Source organism: Pseudomonas protegens, assembly GCF_003363755.1.
Lineage (GTDB): Bacteria > Pseudomonadota > Gammaproteobacteria > Pseudomonadales > Pseudomonadaceae > Aquipseudomonas > Aquipseudomonas danubii.
Genome location: NZ_CP031396.1, coordinates 5,873,536 through 5,894,837, shown reverse-complemented (window position 1 = coordinate 5,894,837; position 21,302 = coordinate 5,873,536). Strand labels below are relative to the sequence as shown.

20 protein-coding genes and 1 pseudogene are annotated in these 21,302 nt (G+C 66.3%); 9 read left to right on the top strand and 12 right to left on the bottom strand.

The genetic code is table 11. The features are described from left to right. Positions 1 to 15: 15 nt before the first annotated feature. Entirely contained in the window at positions 16 to 372 is a 357-nt protein-coding gene (locus DWF74_RS26695; protein ID WP_115582020.1) for a DUF6572 domain-containing protein, read from the top strand. 22 nt (positions 373 to 394) lie between these two features. On the opposite strand, the gene DWF74_RS26690 is transcribed toward DWF74_RS26695, so the two are convergent. The 7 genes and pseudogenes from DWF74_RS26690 to DWF74_RS26660 form a co-directional block, all read right to left on the bottom strand. Beyond that, entirely contained in the window at positions 395 to 670 is a 276-nt protein-coding gene (locus DWF74_RS26690) for an Imm32 family immunity protein (protein ID WP_102861830.1), read from the bottom strand. Between the two features lie 63 nt (positions 671 to 733). After that, positions 734 to 1,456 (bottom strand): hypothetical protein, encoded by a 723-nt coding sequence (locus tag DWF74_RS26685; RefSeq protein WP_240322081.1) that lies wholly within the window; start codon positions 1,454 to 1,456, stop codon positions 734 to 736. 145 nt (positions 1,457 to 1,601) lie between these two features. Then, the gene (locus DWF74_RS26680) at positions 1,602 to 2,675 is read right to left on the bottom strand and encodes a 2,3-butanediol dehydrogenase (protein WP_240322080.1); all 1,074 of its coding nucleotides are present in this window, start codon (positions 2,673 to 2,675) and stop codon (positions 1,602 to 1,604) included. A gap of 88 nt (positions 2,676 to 2,763) precedes the next feature. After that, the gene (locus DWF74_RS26675) at positions 2,764 to 3,876 is read right to left on the bottom strand and encodes an acetoin dehydrogenase dihydrolipoyllysine-residue acetyltransferase subunit (RefSeq protein ID WP_115582018.1); all 1,113 of its coding nucleotides are present in this window, start codon (positions 3,874 to 3,876) and stop codon (positions 2,764 to 2,766) included. Continuing rightward, positions 3,876 to 4,889 carry an alpha-ketoacid dehydrogenase subunit beta gene (locus tag DWF74_RS26670; RefSeq protein WP_102861834.1) on the bottom strand — a complete coding sequence of 338 codons (1,014 nt, stop codon included), beginning with the start codon at positions 4,887 to 4,889 and terminating at the stop codon, positions 3,876 to 3,878. Before DWF74_RS26670 ends, DWF74_RS26675 begins: the two co-directional genes overlap by 1 nt. Positions 4,890 to 4,919: 30 nt before the next feature. Continuing rightward, positions 4,920 to 5,897 carry a thiamine pyrophosphate-dependent dehydrogenase E1 component subunit alpha gene (locus DWF74_RS26665; protein WP_047303223.1) on the bottom strand — a complete coding sequence of 326 codons (978 nt, stop codon included), beginning with the start codon at positions 5,895 to 5,897 and terminating at the stop codon, positions 4,920 to 4,922. A gap of 2 nt (positions 5,898 to 5,899) precedes the next feature. After that, a pseudogene (locus DWF74_RS26660) lies at positions 5,900 to 6,975 on the bottom strand (ATP-NAD kinase family protein). A 355-nt stretch (positions 6,976 to 7,330) separates the two neighbouring features. Between DWF74_RS26660 and DWF74_RS26655 the strand changes: the two are divergent. Continuing rightward, the gene (locus DWF74_RS26655; RefSeq protein ID WP_060843040.1) at positions 7,331 to 9,199 is read left to right on the top strand and encodes a sigma-54-dependent Fis family transcriptional regulator; all 1,869 of its coding nucleotides are present in this window, start codon (positions 7,331 to 7,333) and stop codon (positions 9,197 to 9,199) included. A gap of 645 nt (positions 9,200 to 9,844) precedes the next feature. On the opposite strand, the gene DWF74_RS26650 is transcribed toward DWF74_RS26655, so the two are convergent. Then, positions 9,845 to 10,858: an AraC family transcriptional regulator gene (locus DWF74_RS26650; RefSeq protein WP_102861837.1), complete on the bottom strand. Its 1,014-nt coding sequence runs from the start codon at positions 10,856 to 10,858 to the stop codon at positions 9,845 to 9,847. 171 nt (positions 10,859 to 11,029) lie between these two features. Between DWF74_RS26650 and DWF74_RS26645 the strand changes: the two genes are divergently transcribed. Both DWF74_RS26645 and DWF74_RS26640 read left to right on the top strand, forming a co-directional pair. Next, a complete protein-coding gene (locus DWF74_RS26645) occupies positions 11,030 to 11,881 on the top strand; it encodes a 3-hydroxybutyryl-CoA dehydrogenase (protein WP_115582016.1) in 852 nt (283 codons plus the stop codon). Next, the gene (locus DWF74_RS26640) at positions 11,874 to 12,470 is read left to right on the top strand and encodes a TetR/AcrR family transcriptional regulator (RefSeq protein ID WP_115582015.1); all 597 of its coding nucleotides are present in this window, start codon (positions 11,874 to 11,876) and stop codon (positions 12,468 to 12,470) included. Before DWF74_RS26645 ends, DWF74_RS26640 begins: the two co-directional genes overlap by 8 nt. Before the next feature lie 3 nt (positions 12,471 to 12,473). Here DWF74_RS26640 and DWF74_RS26635 read toward each other — a convergent pair whose 3' ends face one another. Together DWF74_RS26635 and DWF74_RS26630 are read right to left on the bottom strand one after the other, a co-directional pair. After that, positions 12,474 to 13,109, bottom strand: a complete 636-nt coding sequence (locus DWF74_RS26635) for a response regulator transcription factor (protein WP_060843037.1) — start codon at positions 13,107 to 13,109, stop codon at positions 12,474 to 12,476. Continuing rightward, entirely contained in the window at positions 13,106 to 14,995 is a 1,890-nt protein-coding gene (locus DWF74_RS26630; protein WP_115582014.1) for a PAS domain-containing sensor histidine kinase, read from the bottom strand. The genes DWF74_RS26635 and DWF74_RS26630 overlap by 4 nt, the downstream gene beginning before the upstream one ends. A gap of 180 nt (positions 14,996 to 15,175) precedes the next feature. On the opposite strand from DWF74_RS26630, the gene DWF74_RS26625 reads away from it, so the two are divergent. From DWF74_RS26625 to DWF74_RS26605, 5 genes are all read left to right on the top strand, one after another. Beyond that, entirely contained in the window at positions 15,176 to 16,798 is a 1,623-nt protein-coding gene (locus DWF74_RS26625) for an acyl-CoA synthetase (protein ID WP_115582013.1), read from the top strand. Between the two features lie 212 nt (positions 16,799 to 17,010). Further along, positions 17,011 to 18,783, top strand: coding sequence for an acyl-CoA dehydrogenase C-terminal domain-containing protein (locus DWF74_RS26620; RefSeq protein WP_115582012.1), 1,773 nt, complete (start codon positions 17,011 to 17,013; stop codon positions 18,781 to 18,783). Positions 18,784 to 18,903: 120 nt separating this feature from the next. Then, positions 18,904 to 19,317, top strand: a complete 414-nt coding sequence (locus DWF74_RS26615; RefSeq protein WP_115582011.1) for an LIC_13387 family protein — start codon at positions 18,904 to 18,906, stop codon at positions 19,315 to 19,317. A 50-nt stretch (positions 19,318 to 19,367) separates the two neighbouring features. Beyond that, a complete protein-coding gene (locus DWF74_RS26610) occupies positions 19,368 to 19,973 on the top strand; it encodes a hypothetical protein (RefSeq protein WP_102861845.1) in 606 nt (201 codons plus the stop codon). A 50-nt stretch (positions 19,974 to 20,023) separates the two neighbouring features. Beyond that, a complete protein-coding gene (locus DWF74_RS26605; protein ID WP_115582010.1) occupies positions 20,024 to 20,638 on the top strand; it encodes a hypothetical protein in 615 nt (204 codons plus the stop codon). A gap of 68 nt (positions 20,639 to 20,706) precedes the next feature. Here the strand turns inward: DWF74_RS26605 and DWF74_RS26600 are convergent, their stop codons facing one another. Both DWF74_RS26600 and DWF74_RS30515 read right to left on the bottom strand, forming a co-directional pair. Then, complete coding sequence (locus DWF74_RS26600; RefSeq protein ID WP_115582009.1) at positions 20,707 to 20,892, bottom strand: DUF2188 domain-containing protein; 186 nt, start codon at positions 20,890 to 20,892, stop codon at positions 20,707 to 20,709. A gap of 92 nt (positions 20,893 to 20,984) precedes the next feature. After that, positions 20,985 to 21,191: a DUF6021 family protein gene (locus DWF74_RS30515; RefSeq protein WP_162884127.1), complete on the bottom strand. Its 207-nt coding sequence runs from the start codon at positions 21,189 to 21,191 to the stop codon at positions 20,985 to 20,987. Positions 21,192 to 21,302 lie beyond the last annotated feature (111 nt).

The window sequence follows — 21,302 nt, the reverse complement described above, 5'->3', positions numbered from 1 at the left end:
CGTTAAGGATCAGACGTGTCCATCACCAATCCCAAAGTCATCGATTTCTGGGCAATTCCCAAAGACCCGCCCGACAGCCTGTTGCTGGTGATGACCGACCACCTCGAATGGGGCAGCAAGGCGGAACAAGGCGAACACCTGCTGTTGCTGCAAGAGAAAATCAACAGCTACATCGCCTTCATCGAAGGTGGCCAGATCTACACCGAGATCCCCGGCGCCTATGGCAAGTACCCGATCATCCAGGTCGTAGGCTTGTATGAACTGCCCGAGCAGGCCGAGTACTTCATGGCCCGGGTTACCGAAACCCTGAATGACGTGGGCATTGGCTTTGAGTTCGAACTGCGGGCCGACGAGCGGATTCGCAACATGTAACTAGGCCGAGCAATGCGCTGCCTCAGGCAGGCTTGATCAGCGCCCGGTTGAGGGCAATCACATCCACATGCGCCTGGTGCGAGAAGTGCTCGATCACGTCTTGCAGGTGCACGTGCTCCAGGCCATCGGCCGCCATGTCAGTTGCAGCCTTGATCAGGAACTCACCCAGCGCCCTGAGCGTGTCCGGCTCGGCGAGAATCGAAATCTCATCCAGTTGAATGCGCCTGTCGCTGCCCACGGCGGTGCCATGCACGGTAAATTTTTTCAGCGTTTTCAACGATTGAATGCCTGTATCCATGGGTCATTTTTGAGGGGTGAGTCCGCAGCGAAAACCAGCGCCTGCAAAGCTATGGTCGGCCCCTTACTGCACCGGCAGAAAATTCATCAGCAACAGACTCTGCGCATAATTGAACCCCACCCGCCGATAGCGCTCATCCAGAATCTGCGTCAGCAAATCCAACCGCGCCACAATCTTGCCGAACTCCACGGCAAAACTCAGGTTGCTGCCCTCCTCGGAAATCTCGTTGGAGAACAGCAACAGCACGCCATTGGCATCCTGGCGCTGGCTCAGCAGCCAGGTGGCTTTTTCAATATTGCGCGCCGCATTGCTGATGAACTGCGGATCGATGGTATCGGTCATGTAGAACTCGGTCCGCCCGCCGTGGGCGGTGACCAGCATGCTGCCGATGGCATAGATAAAGGCGCCGACCCGATCCCCCTCAAACTCCGGGCTCAAGGAATAACTCAGGGCCGCCAGGTCGCGGCGATCTCCCAGGGCCGGCAGTGGCTGGCGTTTTTCGATGGCGTTGCGGATCTCGCGCTGGGCCGTGGTGCCGTCGGGGAACCCCGACTTGCGCCACTGGCTGGGATTGCGCAGGTAGAGCTTGCCCATCAGCAGGTACAGGCTCTGCAGGTTGTCGCGCATGCCAATGGTGGCCATGCGATCGACGCTGGTCTGGAAGAATTCGTCAGGCTTGCCTTCACGAAACTGTTTGGCGATATCGCGCCCTTGCTGCTGAGTGCAGGCCGTGGTGCCAAGCATCAGCAGCGCCACCAGGAACAGGCGCGCAAAGCGGGTTTGCATCATGCAAGAAGAGGGAGCGTAGGCCATCGGCACCGGGTCGAAATTCACGGGCTGCGGCGGGGATCGGCGCGGCCAGGCCTGGTGATAGAACGCAAAACTGTAAAAAAGTGCGATGGCCGCTGCCGACCATCGCCAAATCGCTCACTCAGGAGCGTCGCAACTGACCGGGGGACACGATGATCTTGACGTTGTGTTCCTTGTTGTTGACCAGTTCCTCGAAGCCCTGGCCGACGATCTCTTCCAGCTGGATGCGCCCGGTCACCAGCGGTGCAATGTCCAGCCGGCCATCGGCGATAAAGGCGATCACATCGGCGAACTCACCGTTGTAGGCCAAGGCCCCGAGCACCTGTTTCTCGGTGGCCACCAGTTCGAAGAAGTTGAACTCGCTGGGCTCTTCGAAGATCCCCACCAGCACGCATTTGCCGGCCTTGCGGATCAGGTCGATGGCCAGCTTGGCGGTGTGCTTGTTGCCGATGCACTCGAAGCTGACATCGGCGCCCAATCCGCCGGTCAGGCGCTTGACCTCGGCCAGGGCGTCGCATTCCTTGGGGTCGAGCACGTGGGTGGCGCCCACTTCCCGAGCCTTGGCCTTGCGCGCGCCGGACATTTCCAGGGCGATCACCTGGGCCGCGCCGGCGGCCTTGGCGCACATGATGGTGCACAGGCCGATGGTGCCGGCGCCGACCACCACCACGTTCTGCCCCAGCAGGCTGCCGGCTTTTTTCACCGCGTGCATGCCCACCGCCAGCGGCTCGATCAAGGCCCCGGCCTCGGCGGGAAAGTTCTCCGGCAAGGCGTACAGCAGGTTGGCCGGCACGTTGACCAATTCGGCGAAGGCGCCGTTGTTCATCAGCCCGGTAAAGGCCAGGTTTTCGCAGATGTTGTACAGGCCGTGGGTGCAGTAGTAGCAGGTGCCACAGTGCTGGCAGGCGTCGGCGGCCACCGGCTGGCCGAGGCTGAACCCCTGGACCCCTTCGCCCAGGGCGACGATCTCGCCGCAGAACTCGTGGCCGAGGATGCACTGGCCCTTGATCCCGGTCAGCGGGTGCGGCGCGTCCACCGGAATGAACACCGGCCCGGCCACGTATTCGTGCAGGTCGGAACCGCAGATGCCGCACCAGTCGACACGGATCTGCACCCAGCCGGCAGGCGGCGCGTCGGGCAGCGGTACGTCTTCGACGCGGATATCGTGGCGGCCATGCCAGACCGCGGCGCGCATGCTCGGAACGGATTTGAGGGAAACACTCATCTTGGCTTCTCCATATTCTTGTAGAGCTGCGACGGCCCCCTGGCCGCCGCAGCATACCTCAGTGCTGGCGAATGAAGTCGAGGATCAGGCGGTTGACCTGCTCCGCCGCTTCCATCTGCAGCATGTGCCCCTGCCCCGGCAGCACCTCGATCTGCGCCTTGAGATCGGCGCTGTGGCTGACCGGGATGATCCGGTCGTCGCTGCCCCAGATCACCAGCACCGGCTGCGCGCCGTCCTGCACCACCGGGCGCAGGTCGGCCTGCTGGCGGCCGTCGGCGAACAGCGTGCCGGCCAACTGCCCGAGGGCCGCTTGCACCCCTTCCAGGCGCTTGTACTTGAGCATGTCGTCGAGCATCTGCCGGTTCACCAGTTCGGCGTTGGAGAACAGCTGCACCAACTGCGGCTTCAGCGCATTGCGGTTGCTGGCCTCGACAAAGCCTTGCAGGTAGTCGCCGTTGATCTCAGCGCCCAGGCCGGCACTGCCGATCAGGGTCAAGGTGCGCACGCGCTCGGGCGCCAGCCGCGCGGTGTTGAGGGACACCGCGCCGCCCATGGAATGGCCCACCAGATGGGCCACGGGAATCTCCAGGTGATCCAGCAATGCCAGCAGCACCTCGCTCAATTCATCCAGGTCGCCCCGTTGCAGGGCCTTGGCCGATTCGCCGTGGCCCGGCAGGTCGAGGGCAATCACCCGGCGCCCGGCAGCCAGGGCTTCGTGGTTGAACAGCCAGTTGTTGAGGTCGCCGCCAAAGCCGTGCACCAGCAGCAGCGGCGTACCGCCTTCACCGCGCTCGAAATAGCGGATCAGGCGGCCGCCCAGTTCGACCTTCTGCGGCGCCGGGCCGCTGTCTTCGTCGGCGCTGTCGCCGGGCACGAAGCTGGCCTGGAACTGCGCGATCACCGCGTCGATCTCGGCGTCGCTGGCTTCGCCTTCGACCACGATGCCCAGCAGCGCACCCACCGCCAGGGTCTCGTCCTGGCGGGCGATCTGCCGGCGCAGGATGCCGGAGAACGGCGCCTCGACGCTGCTGGAGATCTTGTCGGTCTCCACGTCCAGCACTTCATCGCCCTTGCTGATGCTCTGGCCTTCTTCCTTGAGCCAGGCATCGACCCGGCCCTCGGTCATCGACAGGCCCCACTTGGGCATGGTCAGGGTATGGATCTGGCTCATCAGCGGCTCCACTCGATCACGGTGAGCACGGCTTGTTCGATCTTCGCCGCGTCGGGGATGTACAGGTCTTCCAGGGCGTCGGAGAACGGCACCGGGGTGTGGGGCGCGGTGACCATTTCGATCGGCGCCTTGAGGGAGGCGAAGGCTTTCTGCGCCACCAGCGCCGAGATGTCGGTGGCCATGGAGCAACGCGGGTTGGCTTCGTCGATCACCACCAGGCGTCCGGTCTTCTCCACGCTTTCCAGGATGCTGTCTTCGTCCAGCGGGCTGGTAGTGCGCAGGTCAATGACTTCGCAATCGATGCCGCGCCCGGCCAGGGCACGGGCGGCATCCAGCGCGGTGTTCACCGTGCGCCCGTAGGACACCAGGGTCACGTCCTTGCCGTCGCGCAGGAAGTTGGCCTCGCCGAAGGGAATCGCGTAGGACTCTTCCGGCACGTCGCCCTGCAGGCTGTAGAGCATTTTGTGCTCGCAGAAGATCACCGGGTCGTTGTCGCGGATCGCCTGGATCAGCAGGCCCTTGGCGTCGTAGGGCGACGACGGGCAGACCACTTTCAGCCCGGGGATGTGGGTCCACAGCGAGGTGAGCATCTGCGAGTGCTGGGCCGCGGCGCGCAGGCCGGCGCCGACCATGGTGCGGATCACCAGCGGGGTCTGGGCCTTGCCGCCGAACATGTAGCGAAACTTCGCCGCCTGGTTGAGGATCTGGTCCAGGCAGCAGCCGGCGAAGTCGACGAACATCAACTCACACACCGGGCGCACGCCACGGGTGGCGGCGCCCACTGCGGCGCCGACGTAACCGATCTCCGACAGCGGGGTGTCCAGCACCCGTCCGGGGAATTGATGGTAGAGGCCTTTGGTCACCCCGAGCACACCGCCCCAGGCGTCGTTGTCGCCGGGGGCGCCGGCGCCGCCCGCCACGTCTTCACCCATGATGAACACGCTGGGGTCGCGCCGCATTTCCTGGGCCAGGGCTTCGTTGATGGCCTGCTGGTAACTGATTTTTCTCGCCATGATGGTGGTCTCTTGTTGTTCTGTGGGGCGTTATGGGTAAGCGACGTACACATCGCTCAGCAGATCGGCGGGGCTCGGTTTGGGGTCGGACTTGGCCTTGCGCACCGCGTCTTCGATCAGCGCGTCCACGTCGGCATCGATCTGCTCCAGCTGGCTGGCCTGCACCAGCCCCGAACGGGTGGTGCGCTCGCGGAACTGCATCAGGCAGTCGTTGTGCTCGCGGTAATGCTTGACCTCGTCGGGGGCGCGGTAGGTCTGGGCGTCGCCCTCGAAGTGGCCGTAGTAGCGGGTCAGCTTGACCTCGATCAGCGACGGCCCCTCCCCGGCCCGGGCCCGTTCCACGGCGGCGCCGGCGGCTTCGTGCACGGCGAAGAAGTCAAAACCGTCCACCGTCACCCCGGGCATGCCGAAGCCGGCGGCGCGGTCGGCGATGTGGTCGCACGCCACCGACCAGTTGGAGGCCGTGGCCTCGGCGTAGCCGTTGTTCTCGGCGATGAACAGGCACGGCAGGTTCCACACCGAAGCCATGTTCATGGCCTCGAACACCGCGCCTTCGTTGGAGCCGCCGTCGCCGAAGAACACCACCGACACGCCGTCGGTGCCTTGCAGCCGGGCGGCCAGGGCCGCGCCCACCACCAGCGGCGCCCCGGCGCCGACGATGCCGTTGGCGCCGAGCATGCCCTTCTCGAAATCGGCGATGTGCATGGAGCCGCCCTTGCCCTGGCAGACCCCGGTCTTCTTGCCGTAGATCTCCGCCATCATCCCGTAGACGTCCACGCCCTTGGCGATGCAATGGCCGTGGCCGCGGTGGTTGGAGGCGATGCAGTCGTCGTCGCGCAGGTGGGCCATGACCCCGGCGGCGGAGGCTTCTTCCCCGGCGTAGAGGTGGACGAAACCGGGGATCTCGCCGGTGGCGAATTCCACGTGCAGGCGTTCTTCGAATGCGCGGATGGTGCGCATCACCCGGTAGGCGTGGAGCAACTGGTCAGTGGTCAGGGGTGTCGACATTTTTATTCTCCAGGGTGTCTTCGGACTGAAGGTTCACGGGGTGTTGCCGGTGATGGCGGTCGATGGCCAGCAGGCGCTGGCGCGCCGCGTGGGCCAGGACCGCGTTGACGTCAATGCTCAGCGGGCCGCCGGCATCCAGGGTGACCGTGGGCCGGTCGCGGGGGTTGAATTCGATCTCGCGCTCGCCATCAAGGGCCAGGGTGCCGGCGCTCAGGCACAGCGGCTGGGGCTCATTGGGTTGCAGGTAGCCGGCCTCCAGCACGCCGCAGCCCTGCAGCAGGCCGGGGGCCAGGGGCACCAGCAGCGCCTCGGGGGATTGCGGGTCCAGGCGCATCCAGGCGCCGTGGGGGTCCTGGCGGGTCACCGGCAACCACAGCCCGCAGAGCGCGGAAATGCCGATGGACTGGGGTTCGGCGAAGGTCACGAAGACCTCGGCCAGGTCGCTGCCACGGCTGATGGCCCGGGCGCCGACGAAGGCCAGGGGCGACACCGCCACGTCCACCAGGGCCACTTCGCACAGGCCCCGGGCCGGCTCGCGCACCAGCAGGCGCTTGTTGCGCCGCAGGGCGATGTCGGCCGGCACCCGGCCGCTGGCGTAGAGCCCGCCGGCCAGCCCGGCGCTGGTGGCTTCGCGCAGTTCCGGAAAGGCGTTGTTGGTGCCGGTGGACAGGGTCAGCAGCGGGATGTCGCCAACCTCGGCGGCCACCGCCTTGTGGGTGCCGTCGCCGCCAAGCACGGCGATCAGCGCCACCCCGCGCTCGGCCATCCAGCGCGCGGCCTGGCGGGTGTCCTCGACGCTCTGGCGCAGGGTCAGGTCGAGGAACTCCAGGGCCGGCCAGTGCTGCTCCCGGGCCTGGCGGCTGCGGCTGTTCTTCTGCACCGCGGCGGCGATGCCGGTCATGTCGGTGGGCATCAGCACCTGCTCGATGCCGGTGGCGCCAAAGGCCGCCAGCAGACGCTGGATCACCGAGACCTTGTCGGTGCTGGAGAACAGCCCGGCGTTGGCGGTGAGGCGGCGCACATCACGGCCCGAAGCCGGGTTGGCGATGATGCCGACGGTCAGGGGGCGGCGGTTCATGGGCTCACCACGGGCAGAGCACAGGCAGGAGAAAACATCGGGCACCTCGTTCTTATTCTTCGATGGGCCAGTCGACGCGGGTCGCCGGGGACTGGTTGCTAAGGGCCAGAGCAAGGCCGGTGCCAGTTGTCGGAAAATCTCTGAAAAAGGCCGTTCCAGAGCGGCTGACAGGCTTGCTGCGACGCGTTGAAACCAGCCGCCCGTGAGACGTCGCATGTCAGGCTGCACGGGGCCTGGGCGAGACCTTGAGACGTTGCGTCTCACTGCCGTCCCGGCGGCGTTCGGTGCTTGTCCAGGGCGGCGGATCGGCGCTTAATGCGCCGACAACGATAAGAAGCTGCAACCGGAGGCCTTCATGCTTTCCGCACATTCCAAAGCCCATGTGGACTGCGTCAGCCGGGTCCTGAAAAACGCCGCGCACCTGCCCCAGGCGCCGGTGCCGAGCCTGATCCTCGACTCCTGGCGGCGCTCCATGGAGCAGCACCAGCTGGACCCCGGTTCGCTGCAGGGGCCGCGCATCCTCTCGGAAAACGTGCTCAAGGAATGCCGCGAGCGCTCCGAGCTGTTCCTGCGCATCGCCAGCGAAGAAGTGGCGCGCCTGCATGGCCGGGTGCGCGACGCCGACTACTGCGTGCTGCTCACCGACGCCCAGGGCCAGACCATCGACTACCGGGTGGAATCCACCCTGCGCAACGACTGCCGCAAGGCCGGGCTGTACCTGGGCACCTGCTGGTCGGAGGGTGAAGAAGGCACCTGCGGCGTGGCCGCGGTGCTCACCGCGCGCACGCCGATCACCGTGCACAAGCGCGATCATTTTCGTGCCGCCTTCATCGGCCTGACCTGCTCCGCCGCCCCGGTGTTCGATCCCCAGGGCGAGCTGCTGGGGGTGCTGGACGTGTCGGCGGTGCGCTCCCCGGATGACCGCCGTTCCCAGCACCTGATCCGGCAGATGGTGGTGCAGAGCGCGCGGGAGATCGAACAGGCGTTCTTCATGAACAGCGCCCAGGGCTACTGGGTGCTGCGGGCCCATGCCAGCCCGGGTTATGTCGACAGCCAGCCGGACTACCTGCTGGCCTGGGACGACGACGGCTGCCTGCGGGCCCTGAACCCGGCGGCGCGTCATTACCTGCTGCGCCGCTATGGCCAGTTGCCGCAGCACATCACCCAGGTGTTCGACCCGCAACTGTTGCAACGCGCTCGGGACGAGGTCCTGTGCCCGCTGTCCGCCGAGCTGCATGGCCGCTTGCAGGCGCCGCGCCGGCCGCCGAGCCGCCCGCGCCTGAGCCTGGCCGGCGAGTCGCTGGACCCGCGAGTGGAACAGAGCCTGCGCCTGGCGGTGCGGGTCAAGGACCGGCATTTGCCGGTGCTGATCCAGGGCGAGACCGGTTCCGGCAAGGAAGTCTTCGCCCGCCAATTGCACCAGGCCAGCCAGCGTCGGGACCGGCCCTTTGTCGCGGTGAACTGCGCGGCGATTCCCGAGAACCTGATCGAGAGCGAGCTGTTCGGCTATGTCGCCGGAGCCTTTACTGGGGCGTCGAACAAGGGCATGCAGGGCCTGCTGCAACAGGCCGATGGCGGCACCCTGTTCCTCGATGAGATTGGCGACATGCCCCTGGCCTTGCAGACCCGCTTGCTGCGGGTGCTGGCCGAGGGTGAAGTGGCGCCGCTGGGGGCCGCGCAACGCAAGGCGGTGGACATCCAGGTGATCTGCGCCACCCACCGCGACCTGGAAGCCCTGGTGGCCGAAGGCAGTTTTCGCGAGGACCTGTATTTCCGCCTCGGTGGCGCGCGCTTTCAGCTGCCGCCGCTGCGCGAACGCAGCGACCGGCTGGCACTGATCACCCAGATAGTCGAAGAAGAGTCCAAGCGCTGCGGCGCGCCGGTGCAACTGGGCAATGCGGCGCTGGAGTGCCTGCTGGGCTATCGCTGGCCGGGCAACGTGCGGCAACTGCGCCACGTGCTGCGCTACGCCTGCGCCGTGTGCGAAGGGCCGCTGATCCAACTGCATGACTTGCCCGAACAACTGCGCGGCACAGCAGCCGAAGGCGCCCTGCCCGCCCAGGAAAGCGCCACCAGTCCCGAACGCCAGGCCCTGCTGGATGCCCTGGTGCGCCACCGCTGGAAACCCGTCGCGGCGGCCAAGGCCCTGGGCATTTCCCGCGCCACCCTGTACCGCCGCGTGCAGCAGCACGGCATCCAGATGCCCGGCCGCAGCCCGGTCTAAACCCAATGAAAACCTGTAGCCGCTGCTGAGCCCGCGAAGCTGCGCAAAGGCCCGCAGGGCCTTGCCTGGCGGTCTCCAGTCGAATCTTCAGCGCCTTCAGAATCCCCGCGTCTCCTGCGGAGCCGTTCGCAGCCTGCGGCAGCGGCTACAAGAACCACCCCTACGCGCGCCCTGCGGTCTGTGTAGCCGCTGCTGAGCCTGCGAAGCTGCGCAAAGGTCCGCAGGACCTTGCTTGGCGATCTCCCGCCGAATATTCAGCGCCTTGGAAGTCCCCCCGCGTCTCCTGCGGAGCCGTTCGCAGCCTGCGGCAGCGGCTACAGGAAGCGGCCCTGCGATCCCTGCGGTCTGTGTAGCCGCTGCTGAGCCTGCGAAGCTGCGCAAAGGTCCGCAGGACCTTGCTTGGCGATCTCCCGCCGAATCTTCAGCGCCGTCAAAATCCCCGCATCTCCTACGGAGCCGTGCGCAGCCTGCGGCAGCGGCTACAGGACGCGTCCCTGCGATCCATGCAGTCTGTGTAGCCGCTGCTGAGCCTGCGAAGCTGCGCAAAGGTCCGCAGGACCTTGCTTGGCGATCTCCAGTCGAATCTTCAGCGTCTGAGAAGTCCCCCGCGTCTCCTGCGGAGCCGTGCGCAGCCTCCGGCAGCGGCTACAGGGTGGGGTTGAGGCGGGCGCGGTAGCGCCCGGGGCTTTCGCCGGTCCATTTCTTGAACGCGCGGTGGAAGGCGCTGGGCTCTTGGAAACCGGTGAGTTCGGCAATCTCGCTGATGCTGACGCTGGTGCGGCGCAGCAGTTCGACGGCGACGCCGCGGCGCACTTCGTCCTTGATCTCCTGGTACGAGCCGCCCTCGCGCTCCAGGCGCCGGCGCAGGGTGCTGGCGCTCATCTGCACTTCGCGGGCAAAGGCTTCCAGGGTCGGCCACTGGCTGTAGTGGCTGCCCCGCAGGCGTTGGTGCACCTGGCGGGTCAGGCCGTGCTGGTTGCGAAAACGGATCACCAGCCACTGCGGGGCGCTGCGCAGGAAGACCTTGAGCGAGGCCAGGTCCTGGACCACCGGCAGACGCAGGAAGCGGCTGGCGAATTCGATCTCGGTGCGCCCGGCATTCCAGCTCAGGTTGCTGCCCCACAGCAGCGCATCGTCGCTGAGGCTCAGGCGGGAATGACGAAAGTCGGCGCGGTCGATGGGGATCCGCCGCCCGCCCAGCCAGCACAGCAGGCTGATGATCAGCACCAGCAGGGTTTCTTCGGCGTAGTGGCCGCGCAGCGGGTCGGCGCAGCGGCTTTCAACGCTGATCACCGCGCGCTTGCCGCGCACGCTGAGGTGGGCGCCGACGTCCCGTAAAAACAGGCCAAAGTTGTTCAGGCACTGGCGCAGGGCCTTTTCCAGGTTGGGTTCCTGGATCAGTCCGCGGCAGATCAGGGCAAAGGCCCCCGGCGGCATGCCCCGGGAGTCGAGCTGGAAGAATTCGTCCTGCAATTCGCGGATCTGGATCAGCCACAGGGCGGCAAAGGCGCTGCCGGGCACCCGCGCCCGAGGCTGGTCGAGCAGCGCCGGGTCGATGCCGGCCTCCCTCAGTACCGCCGCCAGCCGCTGCGGCTGCTCACGCAGGGCGTGGGTCATCACCCGGACAAAGTAGACCGCGACCGAATCCGTTTCACGCATGTAGAGGCTGTGCTCCCGTAGCAGGACCTATGGCAAAAAACGCCAGCACCCTTGACCGCTTTCGGCATAGGCCGGCCACCGTGTGCGGCTCTAGACTCGCGCTGGATAACGCGCTGGGCAAGGCAACCGCGCCATGCTCCGCGAAGGCCATGAACAAAGGAAGAGCTGAAGATGAATCTTGCGAATATCGGGGTGATCGGCGCCGGCACCATGGGCAACGGCATTGCCCAGGTCTGCGCCCAGGCGGGCTTCGACGTGACCCTGCTGGACATCGCCCAGGGCGCCCTGGAAAAGGCCCTGGCCACCATCGGCAAGAACCTCGACCGGCAGGTGAGCAAGGGCACCCTGAGCGAAGGCGACAAGCTCGCCGCCCTGGGTCGGATCCGCATCAGCACCGACTACAGTGCGCTCAAGGACGCGCAGCTGGTGATCGAAGCCGCCACCGAGAACCTCGACCTCAAGCTCAAGGTGCTGCAGCAGATCGCCGCCCAGGTCAGCGCCGAGTGCGTGATCGCCTCCAACACCTCGTCGCTGTCGATCACCCAGCTGGCCGCCAGCGTCAGCGCGCCGGAGCGTTTCATCGGCCTGCATTTTTTCAATCCGGTGCCGGTGATGGGCCTGATCGAGGTGATCCGCGGCCTGCAGACCAGCGACGCGACCCACGCCCTGGCCATGGGCATGGCCGAGCGCCTGGGCAAGACCGCGATCACCGCCGGCAACCGCCCGGGTTTTGTGGTCAACCGCATCCTGGTGCCGATGATCAACGAGGCGATCCTGGTGTTCCAGGAAGGCCTGGCCAGCGCCGAGGACATCGACGCCGGCATGCGCCTGGGCTGCAACCAGCCGATCGGCCCGCTGGCCCTGGCCGACCTGATCGGCCTGGACACCCTGCTGGCGATCCTCGAAGCCTTCTACGACGGCTTCAACGACAGCAAGTACCGCCCCGCGCCGCTGCTCAAGGAAATGGTTGCCGCCGGTTACCTGGGGCGCAAGACCGGTCGGGGTTTCCATCACTATGGCTGAGCGCTGCTCACGCTTTGCCGAAAGCCGCGACAAGGCCCTGGAGCTGTTCGCCAGCAAGGGCTTCGGCCAGGTCGGCATGCGTGAGCTGGCGAGCCATCTGGGGCTGACCCCGGGCTCGCTGTACCACCATTACCCGAGCAAGCAGCACCTGCTGCTGGACCTGATCGAAGAATTCTTCGATGAGCTGCACAGCACCCTCAAGCGCCTGCAACGGCGCAAGTTGCAGGGCGACTGCCTGCCGGCGCTGATTCGCGCCCACCTGAAGCTGCACCGGGAATTGCCGCGGCATTTTCGCCTGGTGGAACGTGACAGCGGCTGCCTCAATCCCGACCAGCAACTGCGGGTCGGGCAATTGCGCGAGCGTTACGAGCAACAGCTGCTGCAACTGCTGGGCACCCCGCCCGGCCTAGGTCCGCAGGCCCAGCGCGCCGCCGCCCATGCCCTGGCCAACCTGCTCAACAGCGCCCCCAGCTGGTTCAGCGAGCAGCCATTGGCCGAGCGTGAACGTGAGGCGCTGCTGGAAAACCTGCTCAGCGGCGCCATCGAGCGCCTGCTGGGTGGCGCACCGCTGCACAGCGCGGTGGCCTGAGCCTCAGCGCAGTTGCAGCGGGTCCACCAGGCCGGCGGCAATCGCCATGCCCACCAGCTGCGGCAGGTGCTCGGCCTGCATGCGCTTCATCACCCGTGAGCGATACAGGTCGATGGTCTTGATGCTGACCCCCAGCTGTTCGGCGATCTCGCGGTTGCTGTAGCCCTGCACCAGGGGCAGTAGCACGTCCTTCTCCCGCGGCGTCAGGCTCTCCAGCAGCGCCTGCACCCGGGCCTGCCCGGCGCTCTGGTGCTGATGACGGTCGGCGCGGCTCAGGGCCTGCTGCACGCTGTCCAGCAGCAGCTGTTCGTTGTAGGGCTTCTCGATGAAATCCACCGCACCGGCCTTGAAGGCACGGACCACGATGGGCACGTCGGCGTGGCCGCTGACAAAGATCAGCGGCAGGTGGATATCGCGCTGGCGCAACTCTTCCTGGACATTCAGCCCGCCCATGCCGGGCATGCGCACATCCAGCAGCACGCAGGCATTGAGGCTGGGGTCGCAGTGTTCGAGAAACTCGCGGCCGCTGGTGAAGGGCACGGCCTTGAGCCCCACAGACTCCAGCAGCCAGACGGTGGAGTCGAGCATGCCCGGGTCGTCGTCGACCACGTACACCAGCTGCTGCGCCTCACTTGTCATTGCCTTGCTCCTGTTGTCGGGTGGGAAGTTGCATCGGGATCGGCCGGGGCCGTGGCCGGCAGGTGGCAGCACATCGTCAAGCCACGCTCCTGGAGCTGAGCCTGCAAGTCGCCACCAAAGCCTTCGACGATGCTGCGGCTCATGGACAGTCCGAGCCCCAGGCCGTTGGCCTTGCTGGTGTAGAACGGGGTGAACAGCTGGGGCAACTGCTCGGCAGACACCCCGGGGCCCTGGTCGCTGACGCTGATCCGCACCCCGCCCTCGGCCGCCGCTTCGGCGCCCAGCACAATGTGTGAGCCTTGCTGTGGATGCACTTCGCGATTGGCTTCGATGGCGTTGCGCAGCAGGTTCAGCAGCACCTGCTCCAGCAGCACCCGGTCGGCGTACACCGGCGGCAGATTATCGGCCAGGCGCAGCTCGATCGCCACCTGACAGGACTGGGCTTCCCAGGCACACAGGCGCACGGTTTCCCGGGCCACTTCGGCGATGTCCAGGGCCTGCACCCGGCGCCCGCCTTTGCGCAAGAAGGCTCGCAGGCGCTTGATCACTTCGGCGGCATGGGTCGCCTGTTCGGCGATTCGCTCCAGGCCCTGGGCGACCTTGCGTACCGCCTCGGGCTGGGTGTCCAGGGTCTGCAAATAACGTTGGCTGGCGTTGGCGTAGTTGACCACTGCGGCCAGCGGCTGATTGATCTCGTGGGCGATGCCCGAGGCCAGTTCGCCCAGGGTCACCAGCCGCGCGCTGTGGGCCAGTTCATCCTGGTGATGGCGCTGCTGGGCCTCGCGCAGTTCGCGCTCGCTCTGGTCGTGGGCCACCAGGGAATAGAAACGCTCGCCGCTGGCGGCGCGATGGGCCAGGAGCATCAGCGACACCGGCACCGAGGCGCCGCCGGCCGGCGGTTGCAGGCGCGCCTCGATGCTCCAGCGGCCGCTGCGCTCGGCACAGCTCCAGCCTTCCTGTTGCAGGCTCTGCAGCACTTCCTGGCTGAGGATCGCCGCCAGCTCCGGCATTGCCTGCCCGGCGGCAAGCCCCAGGGTGCGCTGCGCGGCCGGGTTGAGGTAGGTCACCGCGCCGCCGGGCTGGATGAACAGCACCGGGTCGGGGTTGGCCTCTACCACTTCGGCCAGGCGCCGCTTGTTCTCCTCGGCCTGGACCCGGGCGGTGATGTCCCGGGACACCGCCACCACTTCCACCACGGTGCCGGTGTAGGTGTCGCGGATGCCGCGGCAGGCGGTTTCGAACCACAGGTAATGACCGTCGCGATGGCGGATGCGGTAGGTCATGGTGTGGTAGCCGTCTTGCTCCAGGGCGTCCCGGGTGCGCTGCATCAGCCCGGCCAGATCCTGACTGTGGAACAGGCTGCGGGCCAGCAGCCCGCGCAGTTGTTCGGGCCAGTAGCCCAACAGGGTCCAGGAGGCCGGCGAGGCATCGAGGAAGGTGCCGTCCGGGGTGTGCCGGGAAATCAGGTCGGTGGTGTTTTCGGTGATCAGCCGGTACAGGCGCCGGGCCCGGGCCGACTCGCGCTCGGCCTGGACCTGGGCGGTGGCCTCCTGACAGCGCGCCAGCACCCGCTGGTGCAGGGGGTCGGGAATGAAGCTCCAGAGCAGGATGCGTTCGCCCCACTGGGCTTCCACCTGTTCGATGGCACGCTGCTGCTCCAGGCAGGCCCGTACCAGGGCCGGGTGGTTGATCGGCAGCAGGGCCGCGAGATCGCCAGTGGCCGCATCGTCCAGCCATTGGCGCAATGCCGGGTTGAGGTCCAGCGGCTGCGCCTGGGCGTCCAGCAGCAGGCTCGGCTGCGGGTCGTGGCCGAGCCAGGGCGAGTCCGGCAGCTGGCCTTGGCGCTGTAGCTGCAACCAGCGGCTCAGGTGGGTGGAGGTGGGCATGGTCGATCAACCTGTGGGTGGCAACAGCGAAGATTCAATATAGTACAACTACTATACAACTCAGGTAGTACTTCCATATCAATCGACAAACAGTATATAAAAGACCCCGGATAAGTCACCGAGCGCCTGTAAAAAGCCTCGGCCAATAGAGCTAATAATCAGCCACCGGGTACCCGAACCATGTCCATCTACGAGCAAGGCCTCGCGCCGTCTGCCGTCAACCATATCGCCCTCTCCCCCTTGAGCTTCATCGAACGCACCGCTGCGGTTTACCCCGATTATCCGGCGGTGATCCACGGTTCGATCCGCCGCACCTGGGCCCAGACCTACAGCCGCTGCCGGAGTCTGGCCTCGGCCCTGGCCGGGCGCGGTATCGGCAAGAACGACACGGTGGCGGTGATGCTGCCGAATATCCCGGCGATGCTCGAAGCGCATTTTGGCGTGCCGATGATCGGCGCCGTGCTCAATGCCCTCAACGTGCGCCTGGACGCCGAGGCCATCGCCTTCATGCTGGCCCACGGCGAAGCCAAGGTGTTGATCGCCGACCGCGAGTTCCATGAGGTGATCCACGCCGCCGTGGCCATGCTCGACCACCCGCCCCTGGTGATCGACCTTGACGACCCCGAGTACGGCGAAGGCCAGCCGGTCAGCGATCTGGACTACGAGGCCTTTCTCGCCGAGGGCGATCCGGAGTTTGCCTGGCAGTGGCCGGACGACGAGTGGCAGGCCATCGCCCTGAACTACACCTCGGGCACCACCGGCAACCCCAAGGGCGTGGTCTATCACCACCGCGGCGCCTACCTCAATGCCCTGGGCAACCAGATGACCTGGGCCATGGGCAACCACCCGGTGTACCTGTGGACCCTGCCGATGTTCCACTGCAACGGCTGGTGCTACCCCTGGACCGTCACCGCCCTGGCCGGGGTGCATGTGTTCCTGCGCCGGGTCGACCCGCAGAAGATCCTCAACCTGATCCGCGAGCATCAGGTCACTCACCTGTGCGGCGCGCCCATCGTGCTCAATGCCCTGGTGAACATGCCGGATTCGGCCAAGGCGGCCATCGACCACCCGGTCAACGCCATGGTGGCCGGGGCCGCGCCACCGGCCAAGGTGATCGGCGCCGTGGAGGAGATGGGCATCAAGGTCACCCACGTCTACGGCCTGACCGAGGTCTATGGCCCGGTGACCCTGTGTGCCTGGCACGCGGCCTGGGACGAACTACCGCTGGAGCAGCGGGCGCAGATCAAGTCGCGCCAGGGCGTGCGCTACCCGACCCTGGAAGGGGTGATGGTGGCCGATCCGAAAACCCTCGAACCCATGCCCCGGGACGGCCAGACCATCGGTGAGATCTTCATGCGCGGCAATACCGTGATGAAGGGCTACCTGAAGAACCCCACGGCCACCGCCGAAGCCTTCGAGGGCGGCTGGTTCCACACCGGCGACCTGGGGGTGACCCACCCGGACGGCTACATCGAAATTCGCGACCGGCTCAAGGACATCATCATTTCCGGCGGCGAGAACATCTCCACCATTGAGCTCGAAGGCGTGCTCTATCGCCACCCGGCGGTGCTGGAAGCGGCAGTGGTGGCCCGGCCCGACGAAAAATGGGGCGAAACCCCCTGCGCCTTCATCACCCTCAAGGCCGATCACCAGGACGTGAGCGAAGCCGAGATCATCACCTTCTGCCGCGAACACCTGGCGGGCTTCAAGGTGCCGCGCACCGTGGTCTTCAGCACATTGCCCAAGACCTCCACCGGCAAGATACAGAAGTTCGTCCTGCGCGACCTGGCGAAAAACCTCTAGCCTGACTGCACCAGACCCAGCTCCCGAGGGAGCTGGCTTGCCAGCGCAAAGCGCTCTGACGGCCCCAACACCCACAGGGGCCGGCTTGCCAGCCAAGGCGCTGGCAGCGACGCCTTCGCCGGTCAGTCGGCTCCTACAATGGGTTGGTGCGGTCATTTTCGATTCATGCGGCCACGGCCGTTCAACCTCCCCTTTTACCCGAGGTTCCTGCAATGCCCGAATTCAACGCTCCGCTGCGCGATATGCGCTTTGTCCTGCATGAAGTGTTCAACGCGCCCAAGCTCTGGGCCCGTCTGCCGGCCCTGGCCGATACCGTGGACGGTGACACCGCCGACGCCATTCTCGAAGAAGCGGCCAAGGTCACCGGCAATCTGATCGCCCCGCTCAACCGCAGCGGCGACGAGGAAGGCGCCAGCTGGCACGCCGGGCAGGTACGCACCCCGGCCGGTTTCAAGGAGGCCTACAGCACCTATATCCAGGGCGGCTGGGTCGGCCTGAGCGGCAACCCGGCCTACGGCGGCATGGGCATGCCGAAGATGCTCGCGGTGCAGTTCGAAGAGATGCTCTACGCCGCCAACTCCAGCTTCGCCCTGTACTCGGCCCTGAGCTCCGGGGCCTGCCTGGCCATCGACGCCCACGCCAGCGAAGCCCTCAAGCAGCTGTACCTGCCGCCGATGTACGAAGGCCGCTGGGCCGGCTCCATGTGCCTGACCGAGGCCCACGCCGGCACTGACCTGGGGATCATCCGCACCCGCGCCGAACCCCAGGCCGACGGCAGCTACCGGATCAGCGGCAGCAAGATCTTCATCACCGGCGGCGAGCAGGACCTGACCGAAAACATCATCCACCTGGTGCTGGCCAAGCTGCCGGACGCCCCGGCCGGGCCCAAGGGCATCTCGCTGTTCCTGGTGCCGAAGATCCATGTCGACGCCAACGGCGTGCTCGGCGCGGCCAACGCGGTGAGCTGCGGTTCCATCGAACACAAGATGGGCATCAAGGCCTCGGCCACCTGCGTGCTGAACTTCGACGGCGCCAGCGGCTGGCTGATCGGCGAGGCCAACAAGGGCCTGGCGGCGATGTTCACCATGATGAACTACGAGCGCCTGTCCATCGGCATCCAGGGCATCGGCTGCGCCGAGAACTCCTACCAGAACGCCCGCACCTACGCCCGCGAACGCATCCAGAGCCGCTCCCCGGCCGGCCCGGTGGCCAAGGACAAGATCGCCGACCCGATCATCGTCCACCCCGATGTGCGGCGCATGCTGCTGACCATGAAGGCCATGACCGAAGGCGGCCGGGCCTTCGCCAGCTACGTCGGCCAGCAGCTGGACCTGGCCAAGTTCGCCGACCAGCCCCATGAGCGGCACAACGCCGAAGCCCTGGTGGCGCTGCTGACCCCGGTGGCCAAGGCCTTCTTCACCGACACCGGGCTGGACAGCTGCGTGCTCGGCCAGCAGGTCTTCGGCGGCCACGGCTACATTCGCGAATGGGGCCAGGAGCAACTGGTGCGCGATGTGCGCATCGCCCAGATCTACGAAGGCACCAACGGCATCCAGGCCCTGGACCTGTTGGGGCGCAAGGTGGTGGGCAACGGCGGCGTGGCCCTGCGCCTGTTCACCGGCGAGATCCGCGACTACGCCTACCTGCCCGGCGCCGCCTACGCCGCCGAACTGCTGGACGCGGTGCAGCGCCTGGAAGACCTCAGCGACTGGCTGCGCGAACAGGCGGCGCAGAACCCCAACGCGGTGGGCAGCGCCTGCGTCGAGTACCTGCAACTGTTCGGTTACGTGGCCTATGCCTACCTGTGGGCGCGCATGGCCCAGATGGCCGAGCACAAGCGCTCCGAGGACGACGGTTTCTACGGCGCCAAGCTGGCCACCGCGCGCTTCTACTTCAGCCGCCTGCTGCCGCGCATCCTCAGCCTGGAGCAGAGCATTCGCGCCGGCAGTGACTCGCTGTTCGGCCTGGACGCCGAGCACTTCTGAGGGCCTGGGCAGGGCGCCCGCCGCCCTGCCCCGTGCCGGTAAAAAAGCCGCGCCCGCAGGTGCAAAACCTCGGGCGCCGCTGCATACTCCGCGCACCCGAGCACCGCCCAAGGAAGAAACGTGTTGGCCCCCGCCCTGATCGTCGCCAGCTCAGCCATCGTGCTGCTGCTGGGCAGCCTGCACCTGATCTACACCTTCGCCAGCGACAAATTCCAGCCCCGTGATCCGGCCCTGGCCGAACGCATGCGCCAGGTGTCGCCAATGATCAGCGGCCAGACCAGCCTGTGGCGGGCCTGGGTCGGCTTCAATGCCAGCCATAGCCTGGGGGCGATGTTGTTCGGCCTGGTCTATGGCTACCTGGCCTGGCTGCACCCGGTCCTGCTGCTGGAAGCCCGCGGCCTGCTGCTGATCGGCCTGGGCTTTCTCGCCAGCCTGTGGCTGCTGGCGATCCGTTACTGGTTCCGTATTCCCCTGGCGGGCATCAGCCTCGCCCTGGTGCTGTTCGCGGCTGCCTGCGGTTTGCTGTTCGTCTGAATCCAACCCACCACTCCCCCTCGTCGGTCCTGTCATTTTAGAGTTCCTTCATGTCCCGCCTGTACACCCTCTGGTCCCGGCTCTACTACCCACTGTGCTGGATCGCCGTCGCCGCGCCCCTGGCCAGCATGATCCATTGCAACCTGAACCTGATCGTGCCCCGGGAGGTCGGCGGCACCTTGTTCGGCGGCTCCATGGGCTTTGTGATGTACCTGGGCGGCTGGGCCCTCAGCGTCCTGGGCCTGGTGCTGGCGCTGCTGACCCGGGTGCCCGGCGCGCGTCTGGCCTGGATCGTCGCCGGGCTGGCGCAGTTGCTGCTGGGCCTGTGGTGGCGGATCAACTACCCGGATGATTTCGACGGCAACCTGCTCTTCAGCATCCAGCCCCGGGAGCTGGACTATGTGATGGTCTTCGGCTTTGCCCTGGTCTACAGCGGCGTCTACCTGTTGCGTCAGCAGCGGCTCAAGCCGCGTCCACCCGCCAATGGCAATCTGCTCGCGCTGCGCACCCTGTGGGCCCTGGTGCTGGCGGCGACCTTCATGCTCCCACCGCTGCTGGCCATCACCCGCAAGCCACTGCCCTATTGCGCCTTCGACCGGGCCGGCAATCAGTTGAGCGTGTGCCTGGGCCCGGGCACCCGGGTGATTGTCGACTGAACGGCCCCCTGACTTCATTCCTCCTTTTCTTGACCTTGATGAGTGTGCCCATGTCTCGCCTGTTTACCCTGTGGTTGTGGCTGTACCGCCCCCTGTGCTGGATCGTCGTCGCCATCCCGCTGTCGGTGATGCTGTTGTGCGACGTGCAGATGATGCAACCGCGGGATGTCAGCGGCACGCTGTTCGGCGGGGGCATGGGTTTTCAGCTGTACCTGTTTGCCTGGGTGCTGTGCCTGATCGGCCTGGTCCTGGCCCTGCTGACCCGGATGCCCGGCGCGCGCCTGGCGTGGCTGCTGGCCGGGCTGGTGCCCTTGCTGCTGGGGGCCTGGTGGCGGCTCACCTACCCGGATGATGAAGATGGCAGCCGCTCCTTCAGCCCCCAGGACTGGGAACTGGACTACATGATGGGCATCGTGTGCCTGTTCGTTATCAGCGGCCTGTACTTCTACTGGCGCCGACGCCTCGTCTCACGGCCCGCCGCCACCAGCGCCGATGTGCTGTTTCTGCAGACCCTGTGGGCGCTGGTCCTGGCGGCGGCGTTCATCCTCCCGCCGCTGAGTTTCATCAAGCAGCAATCCCTGCCCCGCTGCGCATTCAACAAGGCCGGGGAGCAATTGACCGTGTGCCTGAGCGATGATCCGAACGAGCCGGTGATTGTCGACTGACCCGGCGCTTGCAGCAGCCCGGACAGAAAAAAGCCCCGAACCGATCGGGGCTTTTTTTCTGCCGGCTGCTATCGACGCTGGGTGGCCGGTGATGCCCTGCGCACCGGCAAGGCGGCGGCAAAGGCCAGGGCTTCTTCCCGGGTGCCAAAAGTGGCGAGCCGGTCACCCGGGGTGCAGACCTTCCAGGGGCCGTGGTTGACGCTCAATACCTGATAACCGTTGATCTGCAACTTGTTCAACAGTGGCGTACTCATGGACACCTCCTTTTTGTCAGCGTGCCTGGGGCTTGGCCGTTTTACCTTACACCCGCAGAACCATCCGGCGACGGCCGCATGTCGGCGCTCGGTCATTTCCTCAGGTTGGCCAGAGGGTCGTAGGCGCGCGAACGCTTGCGCTGATGCTCGGGTTCGGGCTGATCCAGGGGCGCCCTGGCCGGGCCCACTGGATCGACCTGGGGGTCGGCGAGGTCTGGCGAATCGGGGTCGAAACCCGGGTCATGATGATTCGAGGCGTGCTCGGACGAGCGCGGCCCCGTGGGGGTCTTGGCAGCCATGGTCAGTTCCTGTACTAGCCCGCAAAAGGACGGGGACAGCCGTTGGATCGCGATCCGTTCCCTGGGTGCCGGCCAGCGGACCAATGGCCACCGGCAAATTGCATTGCACGG